Here is a 14,151-nt window from a genome sequence, read left to right on the forward strand (position 1 = left end):
TACGGTGGGGCGTGAAGGATGCGGCTACGCGGTCCGAGGAGGGAGCCACCGATGATTCTGCTCCGTCGCCTGCTTGGTGACGTGCTGCGTCGGCAGCGCCAGCGCCAGGGCCGTACTCTGCGCGAAGTCTCCTCGTCCGCCCGAGTTTCACTCGGCTATCTTTCCGAGGTGGAGCGGGGGCAGAAGGAGGCTTCCTCCGAGCTGCTTTCCGCGATCTGCGACGCGCTGGACGTACGGATGTCCGAACTCATGCGGGAAGTGAGTGACGAACTCGCACTCGCCGAACTGGCCCGGTCGGCGGCGGCCACCGAGCCCGTACCCACACCGGTACGACCGATGCTCAACTCCGTCTCGGTGAGCGGTGTGCCGCCGGAGCGGGTGACCATCAAGGCCCCCGCGGAGGCGGTCGACGTCGTCGCCGCATGACGCTCACGGGCCGGTGTTTACGAGCCGGCCGGTGAACAGGGAAGAGTCGTGAGCGAACCCCGGCCGGGGTTCCCCGGGGAGATCCGGGGAGCGAGGCCGGGGTTCTCGCGTTTGCCGGTACGGCCCGGGGCGGTGATGGTGGAGGGGCGGGGGACGAGGCCGGGGGCGCTGCCGACCGGAGGACACCGATGTACGTCGTGAAGGGCTCGTTGCCCGATGCCGATCCGAGGACCGTGTCCGGCGCGGGCAGCGGGTAGTGCCCCACCGGCTCCCTGCGCCGCTCCTGGCTCGGGCGCACCGCAGGGCGGTGTGAGCCGTTGGTGCGCCTGGTGCGCTCCTGTCGTGCCGGTGCGCCCTGTCGAGGGGGAAAACGGCGGTCTAGCGTCGGGCTGGAGGCGGTGCCATGACGGGGCGGATGGGGCGAATAGGCAAGTGGGGGCTGGCCCTGGGGGCCGGAGGGCTGTGGTGGTGGGCGGCGATGCGCCTGGCGTTCGCCGCCGACGCGGGCGTGCTGGAAGGCGCGGTCGCGGCCGCCGGGTGGGGGCTGAGTGTGCTGCCGGTGCACTGTGTGCCCAAGAGACGGGGTGCGAGGGGGGCGCGGATGATGGGGACGGGGGAGCCCGTCGGCGTGGAGAGGGCGTGAGTGAGGGCTGCTGGTGCAGGCGGGGGCGCGGGCAGGGGCGCAGCCGGACGTGTGGGGGCGTGTGCGGTGCAGAGCTGCGGGGTGTGCGTCCCGGCGTGCTACCAGGGCATCGCCACGCCGCCGTTGGGGCGGAGGATCTGGCCCGTGGTGAACGCGGAGGCGTCGGAGGCGAGGTGCAGGACCGCATGGGCGATGTCCACGGGGTCACCGACCCGGCCCAGTGGTGACATCCGCGCCATGAGAGCCTCCGTGTGCGTCCGGGTCCCGTCGTCGGGACGCTCGGTCATCGGCGTGCGGATCCAGCCCGGCGCGACCGCGTTGACGCGGATGCCGTGCGGGCCCATCTCGGTCGCCAGGGTCTTCGTCAGCTGTACGACCGCCGCCTTCGCGGCTCCGTAGCAGAGCAGCCCCGGTCCGCCGGTGTCGACGGCTCCCGAGGCCATGGTGACGATGCTGCCGCGCGTCCCGGAAGCCAGCATGGAGCGGGCCGCCTCCTGGCACGAGTGGAGGACGCCTTTGAAGTTGACCGCCAGGACCCGGTCGAGGTCCTCGTCCCGGGTCTCCAGGACGGGGCTGCTGTGCATGATCCCGGCGACGGCGGCCATGACGTCCAGGCGTGCACAGGCCGCGACCGCCTCACCGAGCCGGACCCGGTCGGTGACGTCGAGGAGGTGGGTGCGGGCCCTGCCGCCCCTGTCCTCGATCAGGGCGGCCGTCCCGTCGAGGCCCTGCCCGTCCCGGTCCGCGCAGTGCACGGTCGCACCCGCCTCCGCGAGCAGCACGGCGCTGGCACGGCCGATGCCGCTCGCCGCGCCGGTGACGAACGCGGTGCGTCCGGTGAGGTCGTACGCCATGACGGGCATGCAGGAACCGTACGAGAATTTCTGACGGGTCGTCAATTATGGGTGCGGACTGGGTGCGGGCTGGGTGTTGTCGTCGTGGTGACGGGATCGTCACCGGGTGCGGCCCGGCCGGGAGGACGGGGCGGGCCGCGGGGCCGGTCCCGGCTGGCAGGTGGGGCACCAGTACGTGGGGCGCTCGCGCGAGCCGTCGCCCTGGTTCGCCACGCGGATCCGGGTGCCGCAGCGCAGGCAGGGACGGCCCGCGCGGCCGTACACGAACAGGTTCTGGTCACGGCGGCCGGTCGTGGTGCGCTCGGGGCGCTCGCGGTTGGCGTCCAGGAGCTTCTCGGCGAGCGTCATCAAGTGGGTGGCGTACTCGTCGGGGAGCCGGCCGGCGGGCAGCCACGGGGTGACGCGCAGCAGGAAGCAGAGCTCGCTCTTGTAGACGTTGCCGATGCCCGCGAGATTGCGCTGGTCCAGGAGGGCTTCGCCGAGGGCCCGGTCCGGGTCGCGCCGCAGGTTCGCCAGGGCCGTGCCGGGGTCCCAGTCGGGGCCCAGGAGATCGGGACCGAGGTGGCCGACCGCGCGGTCCTCGTCACCGGTGCGGAGCAGCTCCAGGACGGGCAGCCGGTAGCCGACGGCGGTGCGCTCCTCGGTGCCGAGGATCGCGCGGATCTGGTGCCCCGGGCCGCCGCGCCAGCGCTCGCCGGGGGCGTAGATCTTCCAGGAACCGTCCATGCGCAGGTGCGAGTGCAGCGTGAGGTCGCCCTCGACGCGGGTGAGCAGGTGCTTGCCGCGGGAGACTACGTCCAGGACCGTGCGCCCGGTGAGGTCGGTCAGGGCGTATTTGGGGACCCGGAGGTCGGAGCGGGTGAGAACGTGGCCCGCGAGGGCGGTGTGCAGGCGCCGGGCGGCCTGCCAGACGGTGTCTCCTTCGGGCATGACATGCGATCCAGGGTGGCAGGGGGCGGGGGCGTCCGCCCGGTCCGGGCGGACGCCCCCGGACCGGGCGGGCCGGGCGGGTGACCGGTCGAAGCGGGCCGGTGGGGCAGGGGGCGGTGCGGTGTCGGGAGACGGGTGCCCTACGCGCGCAGGCGCAATCCGCGGGGGGTCGCGTGGAAACCGGCTCCCTCCAGGAGGGTGCCGAACTCGGACGTCAGCGCGGACGCGCCGTTGACCCGCTCGACGGTGACCGTGCCGAGGGATCCCGCGCGGGCGGCCGCGGCCAGGGCCTCGGCCGCCGTGCGCAGGCGCGCGTCGTGCAGGGGCGTCTCGTCCGGTGCGGACGGCCAGGCCAGGAGTGTCTTGCCGCCGCGCTCCATGTAGAGGGTCAGCTCGCCGTCCACCAGCACGACCAGGGAGCCCGCCTTGCGGCCCGCTTTGTGGCCCGCGCCGGTCGGGGGCTCGGGCCAGGGGAGCGCCGCGCCGTAGGCGTTGGCGGGATCGGCGGCGGCCAGGACGACGGCGCGGTTCGCGTCGCCCGCGCGCGTACGGGAGCCGGGGCCTCCCGGGAACGCCTGCGGAGCCGTACGGGGCGAGTCGGCGAAGGGCGGCGCGTACCCCCTGCCGGAACCCGCTGAACCGGGCGGGCCGGATGTCTGGGCGCCGGGCGGGCCGGATGCCGGGGTGCCGCTGCCGAAGGACCGTCCGGAGCCGGTGCGCAGGGAGTACGGGTCGTCGTCCGGTCTCCGGGTGTCGGCGGACGGGAGGGCTCCGTCGTCGGCGAAAGGGTCCGGGTGCCCGGCGGGGCCGTCGAAGGGACTCGGCGGGTACGCGCCCGAGTGGCCGAGCGCCGGGACATCCGCGAACGCGGGGTCGGGCAGGGCCTCACCCCGTTCGCGGGCGGTGGCCGCCGCCCGCAGCCGGTCCACGGCGCCGTCCATCGCGAACTGCGCGGCTCCGAGTCCCTCCACCACATAGCCCCGGCGGGCCTGACCGCTCTCCTCGAAGACGGACAGGATGCGGTAGACGGCGGAGAAGCCGCCCTCCACACCCTCCGCGGCGACCGCGCCGCGGGTGACCACGCCGTGCCGGTCGAGCAGGGTACGGGCCAGGGCGTGGGCGCGCACCGTGGCATCGGGCTCGCGCTCGGGGAGCAGCGACCAGCGGCCCGCGACGGTCGGCGGGCCCGTGCGCGAGGTGGGGCGGGCGGCGGCCGTCAGGCTTCCGTACCGGCCGCGGGGCACCGTGCGCTTCGCGCGGTGCGCGGTGGACCCCGCGGTGCGTCCCGAACCCAGGAGGGAACGCATCGGACCCAGTGTGTCGTTCGTCAGGCGACCCGACCACGCGAGGTCCCAGATGGCGTCGGCCAGCTGGGAGTCGGTGGCTTCCGGATGCGTGGTGGCGCGGACCTGGTCGGTGATCTGGCGGAAGAAGAGGCCGTAGCCGCCGGAGAGGGCGTCCAGGACCGACCGGTGGAGGGCGGTCAGCTCCAGGGGATGCGGAGGAGGCAGGAGGAGCGGCGCCGCGTCGGCCAGGTAGAGGGAGACCCAGCCGTCCTTGCCGGGCAGTGAGCCGGCGCCCGCCCAGACGACCTCCCCGGCGGCGGTCAGCTCGTCGAGCATCGCGGGAGCGTAGTGCGCGAGGCGGGACGGCAGGACGAGCTTCTCCAGCGCGGACGCGGGCACCGACGCGCCCTGCAGCTGTTCGACGGCGCGCACGAGACCGTCGATGCCGCGCAGCCCGTGCCCGCTGCCCAGGTGCTGCCACTGCGGCAGGAACTGCGCCAGTGCGGCGGGTGGTACCGGCTCCAGCTCGTGGCGCAGCGCGGCGAGCGAGCGGCGCCGCAGTCTGCGCAGCACCGCCGCGTCGCACCACTCCTGCCCGATCCCCGCCGGATGGAACTCGCCCTGCACGATCCGGCCGCTCGCCGAGAGCCGTTGCAGGGCGCCCTCGGTGACCGCGGTGCCGAGGCCGAAGCGTGCCGCCGCGGCGGCCGAGGTGAACGGGCCGTGCGTGCGCGCGTACCGGGCGAGGAGATCACCGAGCGGATCCTTGACCGGCTCGGTGAAGGCTTCGGGTACGCCGACGGGCAGTGCGGTACCGAGCGCGTCACGCAGCCGGCCCGCGTCCTCGATCGTCGCCCAGTGGCCGGTCCCGGCGATCCGCACCTGGATGGCCCGGCGGGACGCGGCCAGCTCACGGGCCCAGGCCGGCTCGGCCCCGCGCTCGGCCAGTTCGGCGTCGGTGAGCGGACCCAGCATCCGCAGCCGGTCCGCGACGCCCTCGACGTCCTTGATCCGGCGGTCCTCGGCGAGCCACTGCAGCTCGCTCTCCAGCTCGGTGAGGACGTCGGCGTCCAGCAGCTCGCGCAGCTCCGCCTGGCCGAGGAGCTCGGCCAGCAGGCGCGAGTCCAGCGACAGGGCCGCGGCACGCCGCTCGGCCAGGGGCGAGTCGCCCTCGTACAGGAACTGGGCGACGTAACCGAAGAGCAGGGAACGGGCGAAGGGGGACGGCTCGGGTGTCGTGACCTCGACGAGCCGCACCTTGCGGGACTCCAGGTCGCCCATCAGCTCGACGAGGCCGGGGACGTCGAAGACGTCCTGGAGGCATTCGCGAACCGCCTCCAGGACGATCGGGAAGGAACCGAACTCGCTGGCCACCTGGAGCAGCTGGGCGGCGCGCTGGCGCTGCTGCCACAGCGGGGTGCGCTTGCCGGGGCTGCGGCGCGGCAGCAGCAGGGCGCGGGCCGCGCACTCGCGGAAGCGGGACGCGAACAGGGCCGAACCGCCGACCTGGTCCGTGACGATCTGGTTGACCTCGCCCTTGTCGAACGCGACGTCCGCCGCGCCCACGGGGGCCTGCTCGGAGTCGTACTCCGCGCCCGGCCCGGAGGGTTCCTGGTCGAGCAGGTCCAGGCCCATCAGGTCGGCGTCCGGCAGGCGCAGCACGATGCCGTCGTCGGCGTGCATGACCTGCGCGTCCATCCCGTACCGCTCGGACAGGCGGGCGCCGAGCGCGAGCGCCCAGGGGGCGTGGACCTGGGCGCCGAAGGGGGAGTGCACGACGACCCGCCAGTCGCCCAGCTCGTCGCGGAACCGCTCGACGACGATGGTGCGGTCGTCCGGGACGTGCCCGCAGGCCTCGCGCTGCTCGGCCAGGTACGACAGGACGTTGTCCGCGGCCCAGGCGTCCAGGCCCGCGGCGAGGAGCCGCAGCCGGGCGTCGTCCCGGGGCAGCGAACCGACCTCGCGGAGGAACGCGCCGAGCGCGCGCCCCAGTTCCAGCGGGCGGCCGAGCTGGTCGCCCTTCCAGAACGGCAGCCTGCCCGGCACACCGGGCGCGGGGGAGACGAGGACACGGTCGCGGGTGATGTCCTCGATGCGCCAGGAACTGGTGCCCAGGGTGAAGACGTCGCCGACCCGGGACTCGTAGACCATCTCCTCGTCGAGCTCGCCGACCCGGCCGCCACCCTTCTTGGGGTCGGAGCCGGCGAGGAACACCCCGAAGAGGCCGCGGTCCGGGATCGTGCCCCCGGAGGTGACGGCGAGGCGCTGCGCACCGGGACGGCCCGTGACCGTACCGGCGACGCGGTCCCAGACCACGCGCGGCCGCAACTCGGCGAAGGCGTCCGACGGATAGCGGCCGGCGAGCATGTCGAGCACCGCCGTGAACGCGGACTCGGGCAGTGCGGCGAACGGCGCGGCCCGGCGGACCGTGGCGAGCAGGTCGTCGAACTGCCAGCTGTCCAGCGCCGTCATCGCGACGATCTGCTGGGCCAGCACGTCCAGCGGGTTGGCGGGCACCCGCAGGGACTCGATGGAGCCGGTGCGCATCCGCTCGGTGACGACGGCGGCCTGGACGAGGTCGCCCCGGTACTTGGGGAAGACCACACCCGTGGAGACCGCCCCGACCTGATGGCCCGCGCGGCCGACACGCTGGAGGCCGGAGGCCACGGAGGGCGGGGACTCGACCTGGACGACGAGGTCCACCGCACCCATGTCGATGCCGAGCTCGAGACTGGAGGTGGCCACCACCGCGGGCAGGCGGCCCGCCTTCAGGTCCTCCTCGACCAGGGCGCGCTGCTCCTTGGAGACCGAGCCGTGGTGGGCGCGGGCGATGACCGTCGGGGCGCCCCGGGCCGTGCCCGAGCCGCCCATCAGCTCGGCCGGGGAGTGGTGCTCCTCCAGGGACTCGCCGGTGGCCCTCTCGTACGCGATCTCGTTGAGCCGGTTGCAGAGACGCTCCGCGAGGCGGCGGGAGTTGGCGAAGACGATCGTCGAGCGGTGGGACTGGACGAGGTCGGCGATCCGCTCCTCGACGTGAGGCCAGATGGAGGGCTTCTCCGCGCCCTCGCCGGAGTCGGCCGCGGGGGAGCCGCCCAGCTCGGCCAGGTCCTCGACGGGCACGACCACGGAGAGGTCGAACTCCTTGCCGGACGGGGGCTGGACGATCTCCACCTTGCGCTGCGGGGAGAGGTAGCGGGCGACCTCGTCCACCGGGCGGACGGTGGCGGAGAGGCCGATCCGCCGCGCCGGCCTCGCCAGCAGCTCGTCGAGCCGCTCCAGGGTCAGGGCGAGGTGGGCGCCGCGCTTCGTGCCCGCCACCGCGTGTACCTCGTCCAGGATCACCGTCTCGATGCCGGTCAGCGCGTCGCGCGCGGCCGACGTGAGCATCAGGAACAGCGACTCCGGAGTCGTGATCAGGATGTCCGGCGGGCGGACGGCCAGTGTGCGGCGCTCGGCGGCCGGGGTGTCGCCGGAGCGGATCCCGACCTTCACCTCCGGCTCGGGCAGGCCCAGGCGCACCGACTCCTGGCGGATGCCGGTCAGAGGGCTGCGGAGGTTGCGCTCGACGTCGACCGCGAGGGCCTTCAGCGGGGACACGTACAGGACGCGGCAGCGCTTCTTGGGGTCGGCCGGCGGTGGTGTCGAGGCCAGCTGGTCCAGCGCGGCGAGGAACGCGGCCAGGGTCTTGCCGGAGCCGGTCGGGGCGACCACCAGCACGTCCGATCCCTCGGCGATGGCCTGCCACGCGCCGGACTGGGCCTCGGTGGGCGCGGAGAAGGCCCCCGTGAACCAGGCGCGGGTCGCCGGGGAGAAGCCGTTCAGGGCTCGTTGCGCGGAGCTGACCATGCGTCCATCCTGCACCCGGACACTGACAATGGCACTGACCTGGGGGAATGCCGGCGCCGGATGGTCCGCCGCAGCAGCGAGGGACGAGGTGGCCCGGTGGCGGAGAATGGTGGTGTGGCAGGCGCGGGGCGGGAACGGGCGCGGCACTGGCAGTACGCGGAGCTGCCCGGTGTCGACCTGCTGCGCGCCCGGTACGTCCACAAGACCTTCGTCCGGCACACGCACGAGAACTTCGTCATCGCGGCCATCGCCGACGGCGCGGAGATCTTCCACCACGGTGGCGCCGACCGGTACGCGGGTGCCGGGACCCTCGCCCTGGTCAACCCCGACACCCCCCACACGGGACGCGCCGGGGTCCCCGAGGGGTGGCGGTACGGGGCGGTGTACCCCTCGCCGGAACTGGTGGCGGAGATCGCCGCCGAGACCACGGTCCTCCGCGGCACCCCCGGCTTCCTGACCCCGGTGCTCGACGACCCGTACGCCGTGCGGCTGGTCCATCAGGTGCTGCGGGCCGCCGACGAGGGCAACGCGCTCGCCGCCGACACCCTGCTGAGGGCGGCCGTGACCCGGCTGCTGAGGCGGAACGGCGGACCGCTGCCGCAGCGGACCCCGCGGACGGCCGGTGCCCGGGTGGCGGCACGTGCGCGTGCCGTGCTCGAAGAGCGGCTGGTGCGGCCGCCCACGCTGGAACGGCTCGCCGGTGATCTCGGGACCAGCCCCTTCGCGCTGCTGCGCGCCTTCCGGGACGCCTACGGCATGCCGCCCCACGCATGGCTCACCGATGTCCGTGTGCGGCGTGCGCGCGGGCTGCTGGACGCGGGGGTCGTACCCGCCGAGGCGGCGCTCGCCGTGGGCTTCACCGACCAGCCGCACCTGAACCGGCACTTCACCCGGATCGTGGGCGTACCACCGGGGTCCTACCAGCGCGAGCGCAAGAACGTACAAGAGGCGCGGCGGGGGCCTGGCCTAGGGTCCGACGCGTGGCAGAAGAAACAACTCTCGGGGACGTACGAAGTACGGACGCCCGAAACGCAGACGCCCGCAACGCGGACATACGAAGCACAGGGATACGAGACACAGGGATACGAGGCACGGACGCCCGAGACGCAGACACATCCGGTGCGGACGGCGGGAAGCCCGACGCCGCCGTCGTACGGGACGCCCTCGGCGTCGGAGTGGCCGTCGGGCTCTCCGGCTTCGCCTTCGGGGTGACCTCGGCGGGCAGCGGGCTCACGGTGCTGCAGACCTGCGCCCTCAGCCTGCTGGTCTTCACCGGTGCCTCACAGTTCGCCCTCGTGGGGGCCCTGGCCGGCGGAGGCAATCCGTTCACGGCGGCCGCGGGTGCGTTCTTCCTGGGGGTGCGCAACGCGTTCTACGGGCTGCGTCTGTCGCAGCTGCTGGCTCTCCCGCGCGTGGTGCGCCCGTTCGCCGCCCAGTGGGTCATCGACGAGACCACGGCCGTGGCGCTCGCCCAGCCCACCCGGCGCGGTGTGCGGATCGGGTTCACCGTCACCGGCCTGTCGCTCTACGTCCTGTGGAACCTGACGACGCTGTTCGGCGCGCTGGGCGCCGAAGCCATCGGCGACACCGACGCGTGGGGCCTGGACGCGGCCGGACCGGCGGTCTTCCTGGCGCTGCTCGCGCCGATGGTCAGGACCACCGCGGAGCGGGCGGTCGCGGGGCTCGCGGTCGTCCTCGGGCTCGGTCTGCTGCCCGTACTGCCGGCCGGTGTCCCCGTCCTGGTGGCCGCGCTGGCAGCCCCCCTCGTCCTCTGGGCGGACGGCCGCCGCAGGGCGCGCACGGCGCCCGCGGAGGCGGCCGGCGAGCGCGACACGGTGGAGGAGGAGCGGTGAACATCTGGATCGCGATCGGTGTGACCGCTGTCGGCTGCTATGCCGTGAAACTGATCGGGCTGCTGATTCCCGCGGGCGTACTGGAGCGTCCGCTCGTCCAGCGGCTCGCCGCCCTGCTGCCGGTCGCCCTGCTGGCGGCGCTGACCGCGCAGCAGACCTTCGCGGACGGCCGTGTCCTGTTGCTGGACGCGAAGGCCGCCGGACTCGCGGCGGCCGCCGTGGCACTGCTGCTGCGGGCCCCCTTCCTGCTGGTCGTGGCCGCGGCCGTGCTGGTCACGGCAGGGGTACGGGCGATGACGGGCTGAGGGCGTCAGCCGACGGGCAGCCCGTAGGCTCTCAGGGTGCGCAGCGCCTCGACGGTGACGATCGGGCGCGTCTCCAGGGCGGTGCCCGGCGCCCACGGGCGCCGGCGGACGGGCCAGCCGCCGTCCTCCAGCTGCTGACCTTCCAGGAAGCAGAGGGAGCGGGCCATCTCCCCGTCGGTGAACCACGCGCGCGCGAGGGAGGCCGGCGTCCTCGCGTAGTCGTGCGGCAGACGGCGTTCCCCCGGCGCGTGCCCCGGTGACACGGGAGACGCCTCGGGGTCCTGCGGATCCAGCACCGCGAGCCGCTGTTCGCGCACCAGGCGGCCGAGCCGGTCGGCGGCCGCCTCCGCGCGCGGGCGGTCGGGCGCCGAGTCCAGGAAGGACACGGCGGCCTCGATCTCGTACGGATGCGGCTTCTCCAGGGACTCCACCGCCTGCCAGCAGAAGTCCGTGGCGCGGAAGAGCCAGGCGTGCCACACCTCGTTGCGGTGCAGCAGCCCCACCACGGGACCGGTGGCGAGCAGCTCGCTGGGCGGGTCGTCCGTGATCGGCACGAAGGGCGCCGACGGGTAGCCCCGCTGGCTGGGGCGGACGGCCGGCAGGGCGCCGTCCTGTGTCGACACGGAGGTCAGGTAGCGGCACACGCGTTCCACCCGCTGTCCGCCGCAACGCCCGATCGAGTCCAGGACGCGCAGCGCGTGCCCGGCGTGCAGCGGCTGGCTGACCGGGCCGCGCAGATCGGGCTCCAGCGCGTGGCCGTACCCGTCGTCCTCGTTGCGGTAGGCGGACAGCGCGGTCTCGACCGCGTCCGCGCCGCCGCCCAGGAAGTGGTACTCGAAACGGCGCTGCTCCAGCACGCGCGCGGTGAGCCAGACGAACTGCTCGGCGCGGGCGACGGGGGTGTGCGCCGGGGGCGTCGGGGCGAGTGGGGATGCTCCTGTTACGGCCATGGGTCAGACCGTAGGGCGAAAAGCGCGCCCGGCGAGCGGTCCCGGACCGGGCCCACCCCCAGGAGCGGGATACTGGAGTCATGCGGTTGACGGTCTTCTGGCAGCGGATGGCGGATCACTTCGGTACGGGGTACGCCGACACCTTCGCGCGCGACCACGTGATGTCGGAGCTCGGCGGACGTACGGTGCAGCAGGCGCTGGACGCGGGCTGGGAGGCGAAGGACGTGTGGCGCGCGGTGTGTACGGCGGTGAACGTTCCCGACGAATCGCGCTGACCGACCACGAAGATCCGGGGGAGCGGGGTCCATCGCCGTCGGCGTGGGCGAGACTTGGCCCGTGGCATCGACAGATGAGACCGCGCAGGTCGGACAGCACGCATCCCCGCTCGGCACGACACCTCCCGGGCCCCCGGTCCGGGGCGCGGCCGAGGGGGGCGGCGGTATGCCGCGCTGGCTGCCACGGGCCATGGTGCTCGCCCTCGCCCTCGTCGCCTGCTTCCAGCTCGGCAGTTGGGCCTTCCACCAGCTGACCGGACTGCTGATCAACATCTTGATCGCGTTCTTCCTGGCGCTCGCCATAGAGCCGGCGGTGAGCTGGCTGGCCTCGTTCGGCATGCGCAGGGGACTGGCCACCGGTCTCGTGTTCCTCATCGTGATGTCCGTGAGCGCGGGCTTCGTCGCCCTGCTCGGTTCGATGCTCGCCGGACAGATCATCGACATCGTCGAGGACTTCCCCAAGTACGTCGACTCCGTGATCAGCTGGGCCAACACCACCTTCCACACGGAGCTCAGCCGTGTCGACATCCAGGACAGCCTGCTCCGCTCCGACTGGCTCCGGAAGTACGTGCAGAACAGCGCGACCGGTGTCCTGGACGTGTCCGCGCAGGTGCTGGGCGGCCTCTTCCAGCTCCTGACGGTCACCCTGTTCGCGTTCTACTTCGCCGCCGACGGTCCGCGGCTGCGGCGCGCGCTGTGCTCGGTGCTGCCGCCGGCCCGGCAGACGGAGGTCCTGCGCGCGTGGGGGATCGCCGTCAACAAGACGGGCGGCTACCTCTACTCCCGCGGTCTGATGGCTCTCGTCTCCGGTCTGGCGCACTACGTCCTGCTGGAGTTCCTCGAAGTGGACTACGCGCCCGTGCTCGCCGTCTGGGTGGGCCTGGTCTCGCAGTTCATCCCCACCATCGGCACGTACCTCGCGGGCGCCCTGCCGATGCTGATCGCCTTCACGGTCAATCCCTGGTACGCGTTGTGGGTGCTGGTCTTCGTCGTGATCTACCAGCAGTTCGAGAACTACGTGCTGCAGCCCAAGCTGACCGCGAAGACGGTGGACATCCACCCGGCGGTCGCCTTCGGATCGGTCGTCGCGGGCACCGCCCTGCTCGGAGCCGTCGGCGCGCTGATCGCCATCCCGGCGATCGCCACCCTGCAGGCGTTCCTGGGGGCGTACGTGAAGCGGTACGACGTCACGGACGACCCGCGGGTGCTCGGCCGCCACGAGCGCGTCTCCGGCGCTCTCCTGAAGCGCGTGCGGCGCCTCGTGCGGCGCCTCGTGCGGGGTGGCGCCGACGAGCCGCCGCCGGCGCGGGACGACGCGCCCCGCCCCTCCGCCTAGCCGCACCAGGTCCTTCCCGGCTGCCTCTTCCGGCCGCCTCTCCCGGCGGTCCCCGCGCCGTCCGTGCGACGCCGGGGTCGGCCGGGGTGATGCGGGCCGCGACACGCCCTCGGGGGACCGGATGATGCGCTTGACATCAAAATCGAACATACATTCTTATTGAGGTTCCGGCGGGGCCCGAGATCGGGATGAAGGCGGGCGTTTCGTGCGGAAGTGCCCGAGTTATCCACAGGCTGGACGGGCGTCGGGACGCATTGTCAGTGGCAGGCGTTAGCGTCTTTGACGTGAAGCGATCGACTCAAGCAAATCGGGTGGAACCCATGGCAGGAACCGACCGCGAGAAGGCGCTCGACGCCGCTCTCGCACAAATTGAACGGCAGTTCGGCAAGGGCGCGGTCATGCGCCTCGGCGAGCGGCCGAACGAGCCCATCGAGATCATCCCCACCGGGTCGACCGCCCTCGACGTCGCACTCGGCGTCGGCGGTCTGCCGCGCGGCCGGGTGGTCGAGGTGTACGGCCCGGAGTCCTCCGGCAAGACGACCCTGACCCTGCATGCGGTGGCCAACGCGCAGCGGGCCGGCGGCCAGGTCGCGTTCGTGGACGCGGAGCACGCCCTCGACCCCGAGTACGCGAAGAAGCTCGGCGTCGACATCGACAACCTCATCCTGTCGCAGCCGGACAACGGCGAGCAGGCCCTGGAGATCGTGGACATGCTGGTCCGCTCCGGCGCCCTCGACCTCATCGTCATCGACTCCGTCGCCGCCCTGGTGCCGCGTGCGGAGATCGAGGGCGAGATGGGTGACTCGCACGTGGGTCTGCAGGCCCGTCTGATGAGCCAGGCGCTGCGGAAGATCACGAGCGCGCTCAACCAGTCGAAGACCACCGCGATCTTCATCAACCAGCTCCGCGAGAAGATCGGCGTGATGTTCGGCTCCCCGGAGACCACGACCGGTGGCCGTGCGCTGAAGTTCTACGCCTCGGTGCGTCTCGACATCCGTCGTATCGAGACCCTGAAGGACGGCACCGACGCGGTCGGCAACCGCACCCGCGTCAAGGTCGTCAAGAACAAGGTCGCGCCGCCCTTCAAGCAGGCCGAGTTCGACATCCTCTACGGGCAGGGCATCAGCCGCGAGGGCGGCCTGATCGACATGGGCGTGGAGCACGGCTTCGTCCGCAAGGCCGGCGCCTGGTACACGTACGAGGGCGATCAGCTCGGCCAGGGCAAGGAGAACGCGCGCAACTTCCTGAAGGACAACCCCGACCTGGCCGACGAGATCGAGAAGAAGATCCTGGAGAAGCTCGGTATCGGCGTGAAGCCGGAGGAGCCCACCGCCGAGGCGGGCGTGGACGCGGCGGCGCCGGCCGATTCCGGCGAGGCCGCGAAGGCGGTTCCCGCTCCCGCGGCCAAGGCCACCAAGCCCAAGGCCGCGGCGGCCAAGAGCTAGCC

General features: G+C 73.1%; 11 protein-coding genes and 1 pseudogene. 8 read left to right on the plus strand and 4 right to left on the minus strand.

The window, feature by feature from the left end; genetic code table 11:
- Window positions 1–51 precede the first annotated feature (51 nt).
- Window positions 52–426 carry a helix-turn-helix domain-containing protein gene (locus tag KM933_RS31135; RefSeq protein ID WP_221358392.1) on the plus strand — a complete coding sequence of 125 codons (375 nt, stop codon included), beginning with the start codon at window positions 52–54 and terminating at the stop codon, window positions 424–426.
- A 403-nt stretch (window positions 427–829) separates the two neighbouring features.
- The gene (locus KM933_RS31140) at window positions 830–1,069 is read left to right on the plus strand and encodes a hypothetical protein (RefSeq protein WP_260334425.1); all 240 of its coding nucleotides are present in this window, start codon (window positions 830–832) and stop codon (window positions 1,067–1,069) included.
- Window positions 1,070–1,167: 98 nt separating this feature from the next.
- Here KM933_RS31140 and KM933_RS31145 read toward each other — a convergent pair whose 3' ends face one another.
- The 3 genes from KM933_RS31145 to KM933_RS31155 all read right to left on the minus strand — a co-directional run bounded on the left by KM933_RS31145 (window position 1,168) and on the right by KM933_RS31155 (window position 7,985).
- Entirely contained in the window at window positions 1,168–1,932 is a 765-nt protein-coding gene (locus tag KM933_RS31145) for an SDR family NAD(P)-dependent oxidoreductase (protein ID WP_221358402.1), read from the minus strand.
- A gap of 90 nt (window positions 1,933–2,022) precedes the next feature.
- On the minus strand, window positions 2,023–2,853 hold the full coding sequence (locus KM933_RS31150; RefSeq protein ID WP_221358404.1) for an Fpg/Nei family DNA glycosylase: 831 nt from the start codon (window positions 2,851–2,853) through the stop codon (window positions 2,023–2,025).
- Window positions 2,854–2,993: 140 nt separating this feature from the next.
- A complete protein-coding gene (locus tag KM933_RS31155; protein WP_221358406.1) occupies window positions 2,994–7,985 on the minus strand; it encodes an ATP-dependent helicase in 4,992 nt (1,663 codons plus the stop codon).
- A gap of 60 nt (window positions 7,986–8,045) precedes the next feature.
- Here KM933_RS31155 and KM933_RS31160 point away from each other — a divergent pair.
- From KM933_RS31160 to KM933_RS31170, 3 genes and pseudogenes are all read left to right on the plus strand, one after another.
- A pseudogene (locus KM933_RS31160) lies at window positions 8,046–8,852 on the plus strand (AraC family transcriptional regulator); the annotation flags it as partial.
- A gap of 215 nt (window positions 8,853–9,067) precedes the next feature.
- Complete coding sequence (locus KM933_RS31165; protein WP_221358463.1) at window positions 9,068–9,838, plus strand: AzlC family ABC transporter permease; 771 nt, start codon at window positions 9,068–9,070, stop codon at window positions 9,836–9,838.
- On the plus strand, window positions 9,835–10,143 hold the full coding sequence (locus tag KM933_RS31170) for an AzlD domain-containing protein (protein WP_221358408.1): 309 nt from the start codon (window positions 9,835–9,837) through the stop codon (window positions 10,141–10,143). The genes KM933_RS31165 and KM933_RS31170 overlap by 4 nt, the downstream gene beginning before the upstream one ends.
- Window positions 10,144–10,148: 5 nt before the next feature.
- Here the strand turns inward: KM933_RS31170 and KM933_RS31175 are convergent, their stop codons facing one another.
- Window positions 10,149–11,093, minus strand: coding sequence for a hypothetical protein (locus KM933_RS31175; protein WP_221358410.1), 945 nt, complete (start codon window positions 11,091–11,093; stop codon window positions 10,149–10,151).
- An 80-nt stretch (window positions 11,094–11,173) separates the two neighbouring features.
- Here KM933_RS31175 and KM933_RS31180 point away from each other — a divergent pair, with 80 nt between their 5' ends.
- From KM933_RS31180 to recA, 3 genes are all read left to right on the plus strand, one after another.
- Window positions 11,174–11,368, plus strand: coding sequence for a DUF3046 domain-containing protein (locus KM933_RS31180; protein ID WP_221358412.1), 195 nt, complete (start codon window positions 11,174–11,176; stop codon window positions 11,366–11,368).
- Window positions 11,369–11,429: 61 nt separating this feature from the next.
- Window positions 11,430–12,704 carry an AI-2E family transporter gene (locus KM933_RS31185; protein ID WP_221358414.1) on the plus strand — a complete coding sequence of 425 codons (1,275 nt, stop codon included), beginning with the start codon at window positions 11,430–11,432 and terminating at the stop codon, window positions 12,702–12,704.
- 320 nt (window positions 12,705–13,024) lie between these two features.
- Entirely contained in the window at window positions 13,025–14,149 is a 1,125-nt protein-coding gene (recA, locus tag KM933_RS31190; RefSeq protein WP_221358426.1) for a recombinase RecA, read from the plus strand.
- Window positions 14,150–14,151 lie beyond the last annotated feature (2 nt).

The sequence above is a fragment of the Streptomyces beigongshangae genome (genome assembly GCF_019710745.1).
GTDB lineage: Bacteria > Actinomycetota > Actinomycetes > Streptomycetales > Streptomycetaceae > Streptomyces > Streptomyces beigongshangae.

Coding starts and splice junctions, on each gene's coding strand:
- KM933_RS31155 (WP_221358406.1), bottom strand. CDS start 7,985: ATGGTCAGCTCCGCGCAACGAGCCCTGAACGGCTTCTCCCCGGCGACC.
- KM933_RS31140 (WP_260334425.1), top strand. CDS start 830: ATGACGGGGCGGATGGGGCGAATAGGCAAGTGGGGGCTGGCCCTGGGG.
- KM933_RS31145 (WP_221358402.1), bottom strand. CDS start 1,932: ATGCCCGTCATGGCGTACGACCTCACCGGACGCACCGCGTTCGTCACC.
- KM933_RS31150 (WP_221358404.1), bottom strand. CDS start 2,853: ATGCCCGAAGGAGACACCGTCTGGCAGGCCGCCCGGCGCCTGCACACC.
- KM933_RS31180 (WP_221358412.1), top strand. CDS start 11,174: ATGCGGTTGACGGTCTTCTGGCAGCGGATGGCGGATCACTTCGGTACG.
- KM933_RS31135 (WP_221358392.1), top strand. CDS start 52: ATGATTCTGCTCCGTCGCCTGCTTGGTGACGTGCTGCGTCGGCAGCGC.
- recA (WP_221358426.1), top strand. CDS start 13,025: ATGGCAGGAACCGACCGCGAGAAGGCGCTCGACGCCGCTCTCGCACAA.
- KM933_RS31175 (WP_221358410.1), bottom strand. CDS start 11,093: ATGGCCGTAACAGGAGCATCCCCACTCGCCCCGACGCCCCCGGCGCAC.